Annotated in this window: 17 protein-coding genes; 15 read left to right on the plus strand and 2 right to left on the minus strand. The window is 45.4% G+C overall.

What is annotated here, in order from left to right; translation table 11 throughout:
* The first annotated feature begins 59 nt into the window (after positions 1-59).
* On the plus strand, positions 60-1,895 hold the full coding sequence (gene asnB / locus ACG3M1_RS05650; RefSeq protein ID WP_021420100.1) for an asparagine synthase (glutamine-hydrolyzing): 1,836 nt from the start codon (positions 60-62) through the stop codon (positions 1,893-1,895).
* A gap of 281 nt (positions 1,896-2,176) precedes the next feature.
* Here the strand turns inward: asnB and ACG3M1_RS05655 are convergent, their stop codons facing one another.
* Positions 2,177-2,323, minus strand: coding sequence for a hypothetical protein (locus tag ACG3M1_RS05655; RefSeq protein WP_002608036.1), 147 nt, complete (start codon positions 2,321-2,323; stop codon positions 2,177-2,179).
* A 99-nt stretch (positions 2,324-2,422) separates the two neighbouring features.
* Positions 2,423-3,298 (minus strand): DMT family transporter, encoded by an 876-nt coding sequence (locus tag ACG3M1_RS05660; protein WP_008819679.1) that lies wholly within the window; start codon positions 3,296-3,298, stop codon positions 2,423-2,425.
* Between the two features lie 104 nt (positions 3,299-3,402).
* On the opposite strand from ACG3M1_RS05660, the gene ACG3M1_RS05665 reads away from it, so the two are divergent.
* From ACG3M1_RS05665 to ACG3M1_RS05730, 14 genes are all read left to right on the plus strand, one after another.
* Positions 3,403-4,038 carry an ABC transporter ATP-binding protein gene (locus ACG3M1_RS05665; RefSeq protein ID WP_008819680.1) on the plus strand — a complete coding sequence of 212 codons (636 nt, stop codon included), beginning with the start codon at positions 3,403-3,405 and terminating at the stop codon, positions 4,036-4,038.
* Positions 4,031-4,810 (plus strand): ABC transporter permease, encoded by a 780-nt coding sequence (locus tag ACG3M1_RS05670; RefSeq protein ID WP_008819681.1) that lies wholly within the window; start codon positions 4,031-4,033, stop codon positions 4,808-4,810. The genes ACG3M1_RS05665 and ACG3M1_RS05670 overlap by 8 nt, the downstream gene beginning before the upstream one ends.
* A 91-nt stretch (positions 4,811-4,901) precedes the next feature.
* The gene (locus ACG3M1_RS05675; protein WP_008819682.1) at positions 4,902-5,798 is read left to right on the plus strand and encodes an AraC family transcriptional regulator; all 897 of its coding nucleotides are present in this window, start codon (positions 4,902-4,904) and stop codon (positions 5,796-5,798) included.
* Between the two features lie 162 nt (positions 5,799-5,960).
* Positions 5,961-7,511 carry a murein hydrolase activator EnvC family protein gene (locus ACG3M1_RS05680; protein WP_009269600.1) on the plus strand — a complete coding sequence of 517 codons (1,551 nt, stop codon included), beginning with the start codon at positions 5,961-5,963 and terminating at the stop codon, positions 7,509-7,511.
* Between the two features lie 397 nt (positions 7,512-7,908).
* Positions 7,909-8,862: a biotin--[acetyl-CoA-carboxylase] ligase gene (locus ACG3M1_RS05685; RefSeq protein ID WP_008819684.1), complete on the plus strand. Its 954-nt coding sequence runs from the start codon at positions 7,909-7,911 to the stop codon at positions 8,860-8,862.
* On the plus strand, positions 8,859-9,446 hold the full coding sequence (locus ACG3M1_RS05690; RefSeq protein WP_008819685.1) for a biotin transporter BioY: 588 nt from the start codon (positions 8,859-8,861) through the stop codon (positions 9,444-9,446). The genes ACG3M1_RS05685 and ACG3M1_RS05690 overlap by 4 nt, the downstream gene beginning before the upstream one ends.
* Before the next feature lie 276 nt (positions 9,447-9,722).
* Positions 9,723-10,631 (plus strand): permease-like cell division protein FtsX, encoded by a 909-nt coding sequence (gene ftsX, locus ACG3M1_RS05695; protein WP_035303315.1) that lies wholly within the window; start codon positions 9,723-9,725, stop codon positions 10,629-10,631.
* Positions 10,632-11,077: 446 nt separating this feature from the next.
* Positions 11,078-12,136 carry an A/G-specific adenine glycosylase gene (mutY, locus tag ACG3M1_RS05700; RefSeq protein ID WP_035303312.1) on the plus strand — a complete coding sequence of 353 codons (1,059 nt, stop codon included), beginning with the start codon at positions 11,078-11,080 and terminating at the stop codon, positions 12,134-12,136.
* Positions 12,136-12,705: an NUDIX hydrolase gene (locus ACG3M1_RS05705; RefSeq protein WP_021420103.1), complete on the plus strand. Its 570-nt coding sequence runs from the start codon at positions 12,136-12,138 to the stop codon at positions 12,703-12,705. Before mutY ends, ACG3M1_RS05705 begins: the two co-directional genes overlap by 1 nt.
* 222 nt (positions 12,706-12,927) lie before the next feature.
* On the plus strand, positions 12,928-13,596 hold the full coding sequence (locus tag ACG3M1_RS05710) for an N-acetylmannosamine-6-phosphate 2-epimerase (protein WP_021420104.1): 669 nt from the start codon (positions 12,928-12,930) through the stop codon (positions 13,594-13,596).
* 201 nt (positions 13,597-13,797) lie between these two features.
* Positions 13,798-14,142: a hypothetical protein gene (locus ACG3M1_RS05715; RefSeq protein ID WP_395815010.1), complete on the plus strand. Its 345-nt coding sequence runs from the start codon at positions 13,798-13,800 to the stop codon at positions 14,140-14,142.
* Entirely contained in the window at positions 14,097-14,519 is a 423-nt protein-coding gene (locus tag ACG3M1_RS05720) for a hypothetical protein (RefSeq protein ID WP_395815013.1), read from the plus strand. The genes ACG3M1_RS05715 and ACG3M1_RS05720 overlap by 46 nt, the downstream gene beginning before the upstream one ends.
* A 74-nt stretch (positions 14,520-14,593) precedes the next feature.
* Positions 14,594-14,794 carry a hypothetical protein gene (locus tag ACG3M1_RS05725; RefSeq protein ID WP_227761467.1) on the plus strand — a complete coding sequence of 67 codons (201 nt, stop codon included), beginning with the start codon at positions 14,594-14,596 and terminating at the stop codon, positions 14,792-14,794.
* Between the two features lie 49 nt (positions 14,795-14,843).
* A complete protein-coding gene (locus ACG3M1_RS05730; protein WP_002608059.1) occupies positions 14,844-15,260 on the plus strand; it encodes a GNAT family N-acetyltransferase in 417 nt (138 codons plus the stop codon).
* Positions 15,261-15,750: the final 490 nt, after the last annotated feature.

The following is a 15,750-nucleotide window of genomic DNA, read 5'->3' on the forward strand; positions in this document are numbered from 1 at the left end:
TATGGAACAAGGGTGTTCTTCTGTAACGGGGAGGAACCCTTTTTTAAGGAGGACGGCTTATGTGTGGTATTGCAGGAATCGTAGACGGGGAACACCGGATGAAGTATCGAAATCAGCAGGCGGTGGAAGAAATGCTGGATACGATGAAACGACGAGGACCTGATCAGCAGAATATATATACGGATGAGGCGGTTACTCTGCTGCATGCACGACTGAGTGTTATGGACTTGCAGCATGGAAAACAGCCTATGCAGCTGAAAAGCGACCCCCGCTACGTAATGGTTTATAACGGGGAGCTGTATAATACGGAGGAGCTGCGCAGAGAATTGCAGAAAAAAGGATATGCATTTCAGGAAACCAGCGATACGGAGGTGCTGTTACAGGCCTTTATAGAGTGGAAGGAAACCGTGGTGGAAAGGCTGAACGGCATCTTCGCCTTTGCCGTATGGGATAAAAAAGCACACAGATTGTTTATGGCAAGAGATCGTATGGGAGTAAAGCCGCTGTTTTATACACTGCAGGAAGGGGCGATGCTGTTTGCTTCGGAAATGAAGGCACTGCTGGCGCATCCGCAAATCCCTGCGATTCTGCATGCGGACGGCATTGCGGAAATCATGCTGCTGGGTCCGGGCAGAACACCGGGCTATGGTGTATTTCATAATATACGGGAGCTTAAGCCGGGACAGTATGCATGGTATGACCACAAGGGGATGCGGCTGACAACCTATTTCCACTTACAGGATAGAGAGCATCCGGATGATTTTGCGACTACGGTACAGACGGTGCATGATCTTGTGACAGATTCCATACGGCGGCAGCTGATCGCCGATGTGGATGTCGCAACGTTTCTCTCAGGGGGGCTGGATTCCAGTATCATATCTGCAGTGGCAGCTAGGGAATTCAAAAAGCAGGGAAAAACACTGCACACCTTTTCGGTAAACTATGAGGATAATGAGAAATACTTCCACTCAACAAAATTTCAGCCTAATTCCGATCAGCATTATATTGAGGTTATGCAGAGCTTTCTGCAAAGTGATCACCACAATATTGTTCTGAAAACAGAGGATTTGGTTGACGCATTGTATACGGCAGTGGATGCCAGAGATTTACCCGGTATGGCAGATGTGGACAGCTCCTTACTGCTGTTCTGTAAGGAAATACGCAAATACTGTACGGTTGCCTTGTCCGGAGAGTGTGCGGATGAGATATTCGGCGGTTATCCGTGGTACCGCGATCCGAAGATTCGCGCCACCTATGGCTTTCCATGGGCACAATCCACAAAATACCGCATGGGCTTTCTGAACGAGGAGCTTGCGGAGCAAATCAACGCAGTCACCTATGTCGATCAGCGCTATCAGGAGACACTGAAGCAAAGTGATATCCTGTGCAATCGCACAAAGGAAGAAAGGCGCCTTCGTGAAATGGTGAATCTGAATATGAAATGGTTCATGCAGACGCTGCTGGATCGCAAAGACCGTATGTCCATGTACAATTCCCTGGAGGTACGGGTACCCTTCTGTGACATGCGTATTGCGGAATATCTGTATAGCGTTCCATGGGAATTCAAGGATTATCAGGGCTATGAAAAGGGATTGCTGCGGGAAGCAGTCAAGGGTCTGCTTCCGGATGAGGTGCTCTGGCGGAAAAAAAGCCCGTATCCGAAGACCTGGCATCCGAAATACCGTGAGCTTGTCAGCAGACAGATGCAGGAGCTTCTTGCACAGGGAAATGAGCCTCTGCTGCAACTCGTAAAAAGAGAAAAGCTGCAGGAGCTGCTGCGTGAGGATCGCTCGATTCCATGGTATGGACAGCTTATGAATACACCGCAGACCATTGCATATCTGCTGCAGGTGAATTACTGGCTGAAAAAGTATCACGTTCAGATTCAGGTTTAGAAGCTGTAAACGCATAATGGATGAAAAAGCAGTGAGGAAGGAAATATGGTTCTTTCTCGATTGTGGGTAAACTTAACATAGGGAGACTTCAGTACTATTGTAGTTACAATAGAAGTTGAAGTCTTCCTTTTGCAAACACCCTAAAGTAAGAAAGAACCGGAAATATCCAATCACTGCTTTTTTTGCAGGCATGTACGTAGCCGGAAGTGCAGTGTACTGTTTCCAAACAATATAAAAAGCGCATTCACATATGGAGAATGCGCTGTGAGTATCAAAGTGATTTATTTGTGTGAGCGTATCTGATGTATGATCAGATATACAAAAGCAACTGCACACAGGGCGATAAGTATATAGGAAATGATTTCACTTCGCTGCGACGTGTATTTACCGCCGATTTCTGCTATACTGGCAAGGTTCAATGGTTCCATGGGACTCCTTCATAAATAAGCTGTTTTCTGTTTTCATTATATCATAGTTTTTACCGATTCCCATATCATCATGCAAAATTGGGTGAATTTTAAGAAAACTTAAGAAGAAGCCGCTGTATGCTGTTCCCTGCTCATGATGATCAGTGCTGTAAAGATAATGCAGCATCCTATGATCTTTGCCGGTGTCAGGGCTTCCTTTAGAAACAGGGCGCCGCAGACAACTGAGGTAACCGGTTCAAACAGACAAAACAGTGACGCTGTACTGGAGCCAAGGTATTGAATCCCCTTCTGCAGCAAAACCACAGCAAGAAAGCTGGACACCAGCGATAGCAGAAGAATCAGCCCGTATGCATTCCATGGCAGAATAAATTGTATGGAGGAAAACAGCAAATGATACACAAGTGTTTCAAGCAAGATAAAGATGGCAAGATAAAAGGATATTTTATAGGCATTCTGATGAGAAAGCCGTGTTTTCTCCAGCTGAACCATGTAAAAGGCGTAGGTAAGTCCTGAGCCTGCTGCCAATAACAGACCCAGCATGCTGCCGGAATTGCTCAGATCGAAAAAGCAAAGTGCTCCCAGCAGTGCAAGAGAGAGTGCCGTAAGCTTACGCCTGCTGAGTATTTCGTGATATACAGCAAAGCAGAGCAGCGAAACAAATACCGGATATAGAAAATGCAGTGTCGTCGCACAGCCGACATCAATATAGGAATAGGAGGTAAACAGCAAAATGGTTGTCAGTCCGCTTCCGAAGATGGCAATGATACCGGTATTGCGCAGATCGTGTGCAGAAATGGAAAAGGAGATGTGTCTGCCCTTCATGATTGCCGCAAGCATGGGAATAACAAATAGAGACCGGTAAAATACCACGGTCATGGAGTTGGCACCGTATCCGTAAACCGCTCTTGTGATCAGCGGTGTGATGCCGAATAAAACAGCAGATAAGACTGTATATAGAATACCTTTTGTATGCATTGTATCACCCTCACGTCATCCTATTATATATCATATGGTATATGTGTGGAAGTATTTTTCAACTTATGGTATTCTAAAAATGTAAAGAAAGGATACGGGAAATTATGTTTGAACTGAATAATGTTACATTTAAGCATATTCTTCATATACAGCATGTATGTCTGGACCGCTGTGTTACCTGCATCATTGGCCCCAGTGGCAGTGGAAAAACAACGATGCTGCGTCTGTTGAATCGTTTGAATGAGGCTGAACAGGGAACGATTTTGTACAATGGGGAGGATATTCAGAAACTGAATCCGATGGAGCTGCGAAGAAGGGTCGTCATGCTGGGGCAGACACCGGTGATCTATCCGGGAGATATCGAGGAAAATCTTCAAATCGGATTACGACTGAGCGGCCGGCTTCCTGCCACGAAGCAAAAGCTGAAGGAATACCTGGAAAAAGTGGATTTGCATAAGGAGCTGCAGGAGAGCTGTGAACGTCTGTCAGGGGGAGAAAAACAGCGGCTCTGCCTGGCGCGGGTGATGCTGATGGATGCAGAGGTCTATCTGGTGGATGAGCCAAGCTCGGCTCTGGATAAGGAAACGGAGAGCTTTGTCATTGAGAATCTTGTACACTTTGTGACAGAACGAAAGCGGCAGCTGATCATGGTTACGCATTCCGCAGAGGTATCGGCAAAGTATCCGAAGAGTCTTTTGCGTATTGAAAACGGTGATACGAGGGGGTATGTGTATGAATGATTCCGTTATGGATCTTTCCATTGTTAATCTGGCCATTGCCTATATCTTTGTATTGCTTTTGCTTATCATCTTTCGTGCAAGAGGTATTCGCAGGGAGAATATGATTCTGATTGCTACTACGCGAATGACGGTACAGCTGACGATTATGGGGTATATACTGCTCTATGTATTTAAAAATCCAAGCTGGTGGCTTACACTTCTCATGCTGCTGATCATGCTTGGCTTTGCCATCTACAATGCCGCAAAAAGAGTCCGCTATGATATGAGCGATGATGTAAAGCGGCTGATGGGTGTTTCTATGACGATCGGCTATCTCTGTACGGCAGTTGTCTTTATGCTGCTGGTACTGCAGGTTCGCCCCTGGTTCAATCCGCAGTATTTTATACCGATTTCCGGTATGATTATCGGCAATTCCATGACCGGTATCGCGCTGGGTGCAAACCGTCTTTGTGCAAATATGCAGGATCACCGGGAGAAGATTGAAAATTCACTGATGCTGGGAGCATCTCCAAAGCTTGCTGCTCATGAGGAAGTAAATGATGCCTTTGACAGCGCCATTCTGCCAACCATGAACAATATGATGACAATGGGGATCGTATCACTTCCCGGTATGATGACGGGTCAGATGCTGTCCGGAACCTTCCCCTTGACGGCGATCAAGTATCAGATTGGTATCATGCTTGCAATCCTGGGATGTACGGCTGTTACTGTTGTTGTCTTTGTGACTCTGGGATATAAGACGTTTTTTACTCGTCATGCTTCTTTAAAATAATATTCATTCCCTGCAGTATCCTTATACAGGGCATTCCGTGGAAAGCGAAAGACGATGTGTTTGCCGTATACTCTAGGTGGAGGTGATGCTTATGCAGGCATGGGAAGCAATACAGAAGACCCTGGATTATATGGAGGAGCATTATGAGGAGGAGCTGACAATCGAACAGCTTTCGACAATTGCGCATCTGTCGAGGTTTTACTATCAGCGGCTGTTTTACCGACTGACAGGATATACGGTCAGTGAGTATCTGCGCAGTGTACGGCTGAAAATGGCGGCAGGACTGTTGAAGGCGGATAGCGGAAAAATCATGGACATTGCAATGCAATGCGGATTTTCCAGTCACAGTACCTTAACCAGAGCATTTCGGCAGTGCTATGGAATGTCTCCGGCGGAGTATCGTGCATCATCGGATATCCATCTGGATCATGTGATAAAGCCGGAGCTGCGCATGCAATATACCCTGGTGGATGAAGGTGTGCCTTTGATCTGTGACGATATGGTTTTGGAAATTCAACGCAGAGTACAAAAGGAACCACTGTGGTTCAGCGGCTACACAAAAGAGGATGAAAGTGCTAAAATTGCACAGCCGAAGGAGAATACGCTGGTGGCACTCTGGGATCGCTTGGAACAGGATGATGTACTGCAGCATGCTGCTCTTGATGAAGGAAATGATATTCTGATGCCTTCACAAACACCGGGAGCTTTCACATATATGGCCGCTGTTCATACGGCAGAGCCGGTAAAGGGATATACCGCCTTTGAAATGCCTGTGGGCACCTATGCTGTCTGTGAATATGAGGCGGAAAGCTTTGAAGACCTCGTACAGAAGGCATTGTATAAGGCAAGCGCCTATCTGTTTGAGGTATGGCTGCCAAGACATGGCTATGCATGTGATGCATTTCTCATACAGCGCTATATCCGTCCGAAGCAGGAGGATTGCAGGCTGCAGCTGTGGGTGAAAATATCAGATTCCTTAACCCTGTAAAGAAGCTGTGCAGCAATACCTTTTCAACACTGTTTTTTTCAGTCTGATACAGGCGGGAATCAGCAGTGTTTTTTCTTTACTTTTTAAAGTGCTTACGTTATCATATACATACAGGCAGTATCATATTACATATCTGTAATTCAGGTAGGGAGGTATGCGCAAATGAAAAAGAAATATGCAGCTCTGTTTGTCAGCGGTGCATTGCTGATTAGTAATGCAGGCCTTCTGAAAGCAGAGAGTTTCGAAGGAAGAGAAAGTGAGATGAATGCCAAATGTGCAGTCATCAAGGATACGAAAACACAGGAGGAGTGCAGCAGATACAAGGATTATCTGCAAAGCAAATCCGATAATCTTGATAAGGAAATCAGTGATATCAAGAGTCAGATTGCCAGTGTTAAGGGCGATGTGGAAAAGGTCAGCAAGCTGATTGCGGATAACAATAAGAAAATCGCGAGCTATGAAAAAGAAATCAGCAGTATACAGGCTAGTATCGACCAGACACAGAGCTCGATCAGTGACCTGAAGAAACAGATTAAGGAAAAAGAGGATAGCATCAAGGAACGCGACAAGCAGATGCGTGCGCGTCTTTTGGAAATGCAGGCCTATACCGGCAGTAATTATTATATTGATTTTTTGATGGGCTCCACCAGCTTTACGGATCTGCTGAGAAGAACGGAAATCGTAGGAGAGCTGAACAGATATGAAAACGAGCAGATCAAAACATTGAATAAGGAAAAGAAAAAGCTGGATCAGGATCGTAAGATTGTGGAAGAACAGAAGGAGCTTCTTGTTGTTCAGCAGAAGGATGTAAAATCCAGCAAGGCCAAGGTGGAAGCGCTGAATGAGGTGAAAAAGGATCTGCTGAGCGATTATCACGCAAAGGAAGCAAATCTTGCTACACAGAAGCGTGAGGCACAGATGGCACAGGCAAATCTGCCGAAGGTGGATCTGTCGCTGGCCGCTGATTTTGATGAGCCTGAGCAGCAGCCGGAAAAACCGGATACTCCACAGAACGGTGGGAATGAAACAGGTAACAGCGGGAATACAGATAACGGTAATTCCAGTGACGGGAATCCGGATAATGGAAATGCCGATCCGGATAAGGGCAACAGTGGAAATTCCGGCGGGAACAGCGGAAATAACTCAAATAACGGTTCTTCCGGCGGTACGGCACAAAGCTCCAGCTTTATCGCCCCGCTGCAAAGCGGCTGGCATTATGAAGCAGGAACCTGGGAATACCCGGGCGGCGGCGGACATATGGGAATGGATTTCTCTACCGGCTCAACGACAGGGATTCCGGTTGTAGCACCGGCAAACGGTATCATCATTCATACATATCAGGGCTGCGGCTATGGCGCCTTGAATAACTGGTGTGGTATTCCGGCAGGCGGCGGAAACAACGTTGCGCTTCTTACAAGGGTAAACGGTGTCGTATATGCTATGCCGTTCTATCACTTAAGCTCAGTTGCGGTAAGTGTGGGGCAGCGTGTGAACCAGGGACAGGTTATGGGATATTCCGGAAGCTCCGGTAACAGCTCCGGTCCGCATTGCCATGTTGAAATCATACGCGTTGGTTCCATGACGATGACGGCTGCATTAAATCAGTTTAACCGTACAGGAGATTTGACATTTGGTACCGGCTGGAATGCGGATGCACCGAATGCGTGCGGCTCAGCACCATGCCGGGAGAGACCGGAATATTACTGGCGTTAAATATGTTAGAGAGGACAGCTTATCTAGGCTGTCCTTTTTTTGTTTCGGCGTGCTGCGTATCCTTTCTTAATCTGTATCCCGCTGAATGCAATGGCTTTTTCACATACTTTATCGAAGGATATCTATATGGCTTAATACATATAGCGACGAAAAGCCGTTTTTGCATCATCAAGGAAATCGTAATGACCAGTACGAGGACGCTTTGTTTTCATTATGATGATAAGCCCTTTTAGAAAACTCATGTACACCATTATAAGAACAAATTTCTTTTTGTGAGGTACTAGTAACAAGCTGATATCGGAAAAAAGTCATCTTTCAAGTAAACCTTTTTTTAAATATGGGTTTACAAATATGGGAAAGTTTGATATTCTAAGCATCGAGAAAAGGAGCTGTTACGATGTCAATACGAAGTGAATTGATACGGGAACTTGAGCAAAACAGAACAAAGCCGGTTTCCGGACAAAAGCTGGCACAGCGATTGCATGTCAGCCGTAATGCCGTATGTAAAATGATTCATACCCTGAACGAGGAGGGCTTTGAAATAGCATCCTTTCCCCGCAAGGGCTATCAGCTGGCAGAGACCTCAAACAAGCTGTCTGCTGAGGCAATCTCGGTTTACCTGAAAAAAAAGCTGCCGGTATATACCTTTGAACAGGTAGATTCCACCAATCAGCTGCTGAAAAAAATGGCAATCGACGGCAGTGAGCATCTGACTCTGATTGCCGCGGAAGAACAACGTGCAGGCAGAGGCAGATTTGGAAGACCGTTTTATTCTCCATCGCGCACCGGAATTTATATGAGTCTGCTGCTGCGGATGCCACAGCAGCTGTCTGATGCCTCTATGATTACCATCTATGCTGCGGTTGCTGTGCAGCGTGCATTGAAGCAACTGTATCAGACTGATACACAGATAAAATGGGTGAATGATATTTTCTATCAGGGAAAAAAGCTGTGCGGTATTCTTTGCGAGGCCATCAGTGATTTTGAAAGCGGCAGACTGGAGGCCATCATTGTCGGAATCGGTCTTAATACCTCTACTATGACATTTCCCGAGGAATTGAAGGATATTGCGGTATCTCTGAGCACGCATCCGGTGAATCGAAATAAGCTGATTGCCTGTATCGTGAATGAGCTTTTAGCCCTGCAGAAGGAAGAGCACAGCAGTGTGCTTGCGCAGTATCGCGATGCCTCCATGGTTTTACATCAACAGATTACCTGGATGCAGAACGGGAAGCAGCTCAGTGGTTATGTAAAGGATATCAACAATGCCGGAAATCTGATAGTAGAAAGTGAAGATACAACCCATATCCTCAGCTCAGGTGAGGTTTCCATAAAGGCGGTGGCAGCATGAAGCAAATGACAGCTGTCAGGATGGCGCTGTGTTCTCTGTTTACGGCATTGATCGCCATAGGTGCCTTTCTGCAAATTCCCCTGCCTAATTTTGATTATTTTACGCTCCAGTTTTTCTTTGTCCTGATGGCTGGTATGCTTCTGGGAGCGCGCCTGGGGGCTCTTTCCGCTGCCTTGTATGTGCTGATCGGTTTGCTTGGTATACCGGTATTTGCGGCAGGGGGAGGAATTTCCTACGTTCTGCGCCCAAGCTTTGGGTTTTTGCTTGGCTTTATCGTCACAGCATTTTGCAGCGGCTGGATTATGCAGCATGGGCAAAGAAAATGGAAGACATGCTTTCTGGCTGTACTGGCAGGATTGCTGGCAACCTATGGAATCGGACTTGCTTATAAATATGTGATTTTAAATTACTACACGGGAACGGAGATTTCATTTTCTCTTCTGCTGTTATCCTGCTTTCCTCTGGATTTGCCGAAAGATATCCTGTGCAGTATCCTTGCGGCATATGTAGCTTTGCGTTTCCCTGTGGCCGTATGCCGTGGTATAAAACAGGAGAGGGTCTATGCCAGGCAGATACAGAAATAAGGTGCTGTAGTAGAAATGCTTACCAACAGCTCTTTGCATCTGAAAAATAAATGTACAATCGAGCGGCTGAGATGCTTTCCTGCCGTACACTGAATCGGAAATCAACAGACTGTCTGTCTGGCTGTAACATGCTTTTTTCAGCGTCTGGATGCGTGTGACAGGAATCCATCCTCTCCATATGAAGAAATTTCAAATCTTACAAATTCTTAAACTGCTTTACATTCCACTTTTGCTAGGGTATCATTATTAGGTAAGAGAAATATGAGTGATAAGCCTATGAAAAAACTTTACAGATATATTAAATTCCATTTAAAAATGACATATAAAAATATCGTCCGGCATTTCGGACTGACATTTTCCGCATCCGTTGCGGTATCCATAACACTGATTCTGATATCGGTATTCATGCTGCTGACCAACAATCTCAACAGCTTTACGAAGCATATCGAGCAGCAGGTAACCATACGTGCGAGTATAGATACCATTGTAAAGGATAAGCAAAAGCAGCAGCTGCTTCATGCAATCGAACAGCTGAATACTGTAAAGCATGTAACGCTTTCCACCGGAAAAGAAGAACTGGAAAATTATAAAGCGGAATTTCAGGATGATTCCACTATGTTCGATATGTATGAGGGAAAAGCCAATCCGATTCGCGATACGTTTCTGATTGAGGTGAAAAACGGAAAGGATATTCAAAAAACTGCGGATAAGATTGAAAATATGAAAGGGATCGTATCTGCGGAATATGGCGGAGATTCCACAAGTGGAATGATTTCCACATTTGAGAAAATCCGGGAAGGCGGTATGATTTTCATTATCTTCCTGATTGTGATTGCAGTATTTTTAATTTCCAATAAAATCAAAATGTCTATTTATACACGAAAACAGGAAATTGCCATTATGCGTTTTGTCGGGGCCAGCAACTGGGCAATCAAATTTCCAATGATGCTGGAGGGTGTTTTCATCGGGATACTGGGAAGTCTGGTTCCTGTCCTGCTGACAATTTTCGGCTATCAGTATGTATATACCATCCTGGGCGGTACCTTCATGAGCAACATGTTCGTACTGCAAACGGTATTTCCTATGACACTTGAGATATCAGGAATTTTAATCCTGATCGGCGTTCTTGTCGGCCTGGTGGGAAGCTTTTTCTCCACCACCAGATACCTGCATTGGAAACGCTGATGTATTCGTTGTGAACCCGTATGTCATAACACAAGCAATTATCATAAACAGAATGTACACGCAGATTTGATCCAGTAGCGAGTTACTTATGAAAAAGGGAATTCGGATTTCTATGAAATCGTATGAAATTCCCTCTTTTTTATATGTGCAAGGGAATGTGCAAGGGAGGTGTCTGCGATATTATTCATTTTATGACTAGGACCTGCAATCAGGCATACCAATACAATAGCCACCTGTCCAGGCACTTTGTAAACAGCACAGGGCAACGTACACTGCTTTTTTTGAATACTTCTTCCTGCATTTATCCTACCTTTGCGCAGATACCGTTTGATTTCTATAGTGCTTTCTCTGCCCCTTTGATCGTATGTGGTGTCTGTCCTGTTTCAACAGGAATCTTGTTGGCTTTTTCTTTGCCTGCCGTCTTTACCCTGTGGTATAATAAACGCATGAAACTACAACATGATAAAAAGAAATTTACAGAGCAGCTGCTGGACTGGTACGACCAGAATGCCCGTGTCCTGCCATGGAGAGAGGACGCTTCCCCCTACCGCGTCTGGGTAAGCGAGATTATGCTGCAGCAGACACGTGTGGAAGCAGTGAAGCCTTATTTTGAACGGTTTATACAGGCACTGCCTTCACTGAAGGCTTTAGCCGAGGCGGATGAGGATACGCTGCGTAAGCTGTGGGAGGGACTTGGCTATTATAACCGTGTCCGCAACATGAAAAAATGTGCAATGGAATGCATGGAGCGCCATAACGGTGTACTTCCGGATACATATGAGGAGCTGTTGAAGCTTCCGGGCATCGGTGCCTATACAGCGGGAGCTATTGCCTCTATCGCCTATAAGCGCTGTGTTCCGGCAGTGGATGGCAATGTTTTGCGTGTGTTCAGCCGGGTGCTCGTCAGCGAGGATGACATTTTGAAGGAACGCACAAAGAAGAAATTTCAGGACATTATACAGGAATATATACCGGAGCACAGAAGTGATGCCTTTAATCAGGCACTGATGGAAATCGGTGCGCTCGTATGCGTGCCGAATGCGGCACCCCGCTGTAATATTTGTCCGCTGGCAAGTGAATGCATGGGCTATCAGAGCGGAGCGGCACACCGGCTACCCAATAAAACAGCTAAAAAGGACAGAAGAATTGAAAAAAAGACAGTGCTTGTCCTTTTGTGTAAAGACAGGGTTTATCTGCATAAACGAGATGAGCAGGGACTGCTTGCAGGCCTGTATGAATTTATGATGCTGGACGAACAGAAAAGCAGAAAGGAGATCACACAGGAATTTCAGGATCAGCTTCTGAGGCTGGTTCCTCTGCGGAAAGCAAAACATATCTTTTCCCATGTTGAGTGGCATATGAACGGATATCTGCTGGAGCTGAAACAGGAGGCAGTGGAAGGGGTATGGTGCACGAAGGATGAACTGCAAAAGACCTATGCAATCCCTACAGCGCTCAAGGTGTACAGAGAAGCCCTGCTGACATGGATAGGAGGTGATTCATAATGAAGCTGTATGAAGAGCTTTGCGCATATACACCCTGCAATCTACAGGAGGAAGCAGACCGTAAGGTCATGATGCGCTATATAAAGGAATTTCCCAATGTCTATACAAGAGATAATGTATATGGACATATCACCAGCAGTCCGTGGATCATCAATGCGGATGCATCTAAGGTACTCATGATTTATCATAATATTTATAACTCCTGGGGCTGGTGCGGCGGTCATGCGGACGGGGATCGGGATTTGATCCATGTCGCATTAAAGGAGGGAAGGGAAGAAACCGGACTGAAAAAGCTTGAGCTGCTAAGTGAATCCATTCTGGCCATCGATATACTGCCGGTACCACCGCATGTGAAAAGAGGTGCATTTGTATCTTCTCATGTTCATTTGAATGTTACCTATCTGTGTCAGGCGGATGAGCGGGATACGCTGTGCAGCAAGCCGGATGAAAACAGCGGTGTTAGGTGGATTGCAGTGGAGGAAATCGATCACTATGTAACAGAGGAGGATATGAAGCTGGTATATCGAAAGCTTGTGGAAAAAAGCCGCAGCCTCCTGCTTGCAGGCTAAGAGCAGGGGGAGTGAAACGCTAACGGAAGCAAGCGCATGGATATTCTAAAAGTCCCGTCAGGGATGATTGCGGCAGGCTGTTTTTCCATTGCTGTTTGATACATACTGAAAGGCGTCGGGGAATTGAATTCCATAAAAATCATCTAGGAAAGGGAAGACAAAAAAAAGGAAAAGGATTATACTGTATATGTATATCAGGAAAGGTTGGTCTTAATTATGAACATGCTGGAACAAATTAAAGGTGGACTTGTTGTGTCCTGTCAGGCGCTGCCTGATGAACCACTGCATTCATCCTTCATTATGGGAAGAATGGCGCTTGCGGCAAAACAGGGAGGTGCCGTAGGAATCCGTGCACAGAGCAAGGAGGATATCATCGAAATTAAAAAAGTCGTTGATCTGCCTGTTATCGGAATTGTGAAACGCAGCTATCCGGATAGTGATATTTATATCACCGCAACGAAAAAGGAGCTGGATGAGCTATTTGAAACAGGGTGTGAAATGATCGCTATGGATGCGACGCTTCGTGATCGTCCGAATGGGGAAAAGCTGGAGGATCTCGTCAACTATGTGCATGAACACGGTGTTCTTGCCATGGCGGACTGCTCGACATATGAAGAATGCGTGAATGCGGAAAACATCGGCTTTGACTGTGTATCTACCACCTTATGCGGATACACGCCGTATTCCAAAAATGTGGATGGTCCAAATCTTGAGCTATTCAAAAAGCTGGCGGAAACAATCAAGGCTCCAATTCTTGCGGAGGGCAAAATCAATACGCCGGAGGATCTGGCTGCAGTATATGAGGCTGGTGCTTACAGTGCAGTTGTCGGTGGTGCTATCACACGTCCGAAGCAGATTACTGAGCGTTTTGTGAAGGCTTTGAAAAAATAAGATAAACGACATAATTTTGATAAGATACCTGAGCGTATGTGCAATTGCATGCACATGACGGCTTTTGGGTATCTTTTTCTTTTACCAGCAGGAACGGATTCCAATTTCCTGAAAGTACTATGAAATCAAGCGAACTGGGCGAAAAAACCGCACATTCCGACATCTTTTGACATATGGTATAAGGAATGTGGGGTTATGCATATGAACATGAAAGTAATGAAGTTTGGCGGTACCTCCCTGCGCAGTGAAGCGACCAGGAAATATGTGTACCGTCATGTGCTGGAAAGCAGCAAGACAAATAAAGTGATTGTTGTGGTATCGGCCATGGGCCGCTATCCGGATGCGTATGCTACGGATACCCTGCTGTCCATGGGCAGTGAATTTCTCACCAGGCAGGAAAAAGCCAGACTGGTTTCTATGGGAGAGCAGCTATCTGCACTGAAGATATGCAGTGAACTTCTGGATATGGGAATACGGGCGTATGCGCTCCCTTTTTTCGATTGCGGAATACTACCGATGAGAACTATGACTATGCAAAGGTACTGAAGCTGGATCATACCGGAATACGCAAGAAGCTGAACAGCTATGATGTGCTGGTTGTCGGCGGTTTTATCGGTATCTCCCCCAGTGGTCATGTGACGACCCTCGGCAGAGGAGGCAGTGATTACAGTGCGGTATTGTTTGCGGATATGCTGGATCTCAAGGAAGTGGATATTTATACAGATGTGGATGGTGTCTATGACAAGGATCCCAAGCTGAATGAATATGCGATTAAATACGACAAACTGACCTACGACGAAATGCTGAATATGAAATCGAGGGTTTTGCATGACCGCTGTGTCAACTATGCAAAGGACCATCATATCCGCATATATTTAAAGGGAACCTTTTCCACAAGTCTTGGAACAATCGTTGAAGATTAAATTCTCTTACAATTCACGAACAATCGTATCAACTATTGGATTGTTTACAGGGATTGTGATACAATAACAACGAGGTGATCCGCTTGAAGAACATTATTTTGGTAAAGTATCTGGATGATGATACTAAGGCGAGAAGAATAGAGACGGCACTGGCTGAAACCAGAGTGGATTTTCAGGTAAATCTGGAAAAGCAATGCGTCATTGTGGAGGGAAACTCCGATATGGTGGCCGTTGCCAGAAAGGTTATCAATGATCTCGGCTTTATGATTATATAAGAGAGGGCAGCTATGTCGAGCTTGCCTTTTTTCTTGGATGGGAGCAAATATGATAGAAATTAAAACAAAGGATAACGAGCAGGACTATAGGTATGTTCGTATTGAGGTGTTCATGAAGGAACAGGGATTTCAGAATGAATTTGACGAAATTGATGCGACTGCCGTACATATTACTGTTTATGTGGATGGCACACTTGCAGGCTGTGCACGCTGTTTTCCAAAGGAAGAGGAGGCGGCATGGGTCTTCGGACGTATTGCGGTACTTCCCCAGTTTCGCCATCAGGGACTGGGCGGTGTCCTGCTATCCGAGATGGAGAGCATCGTTCACAGCAAAAAGGGAAGGCGCTGTATTCTGGATGCACAATGCCGTGCCTGTGCGTTTTATGAAAGCTATGGCTATACCATATGCGGGGAGGAGCATATGGATGAGCATGTTCCTCATGTACAGATGGAGAAGCTGCTGTGAGTAGGAATGTGCTTTACAGGATGTGATGGAAACAACGTACTGGATTTATCGGATATAAGAGGTGAGCGTCAAGGAAAAGGTGCTTTGATAAAGGATATGCAGGAAGTCATTGATGAGCAGCCGGATGTGAAATGCACAGACCATGCATGTACCTTAAGGGGATGCTCTACAGTATCGGCGTAAGAAACGAAAACAGACCTGTACCTTTCCTGTAAAGGAAGCTGTCCGTTCCTTGCTATGCAGTCTATACTGCCGTATGCAGGAACCCATGCAGCATCACGTACAATATTGCATACGGATACAGATAAAATAACTGGTGATGGGATGGAAACGTATTGCAATCATTTCCGCATTCATTCTCCCCGTATGCTGAACATCTAAAGCACTCCGTGTTTTGCTTTCTACTTCTGTGTCCGGCAGGAAATTTCCCTTTTCAAAAAAGTTAAATATGATAGTTTATTCACAAAGTTAAAAAAGTGTGCTATACTAT

It is taken from the genome of Clostridium sp. 10cd*, from assembly GCF_044336395.1.
GTDB lineage: Bacteria > Bacillota_I > Bacilli_A > Erysipelotrichales > Erysipelotrichaceae > Clostridium_AQ > Clostridium_AQ innocuum.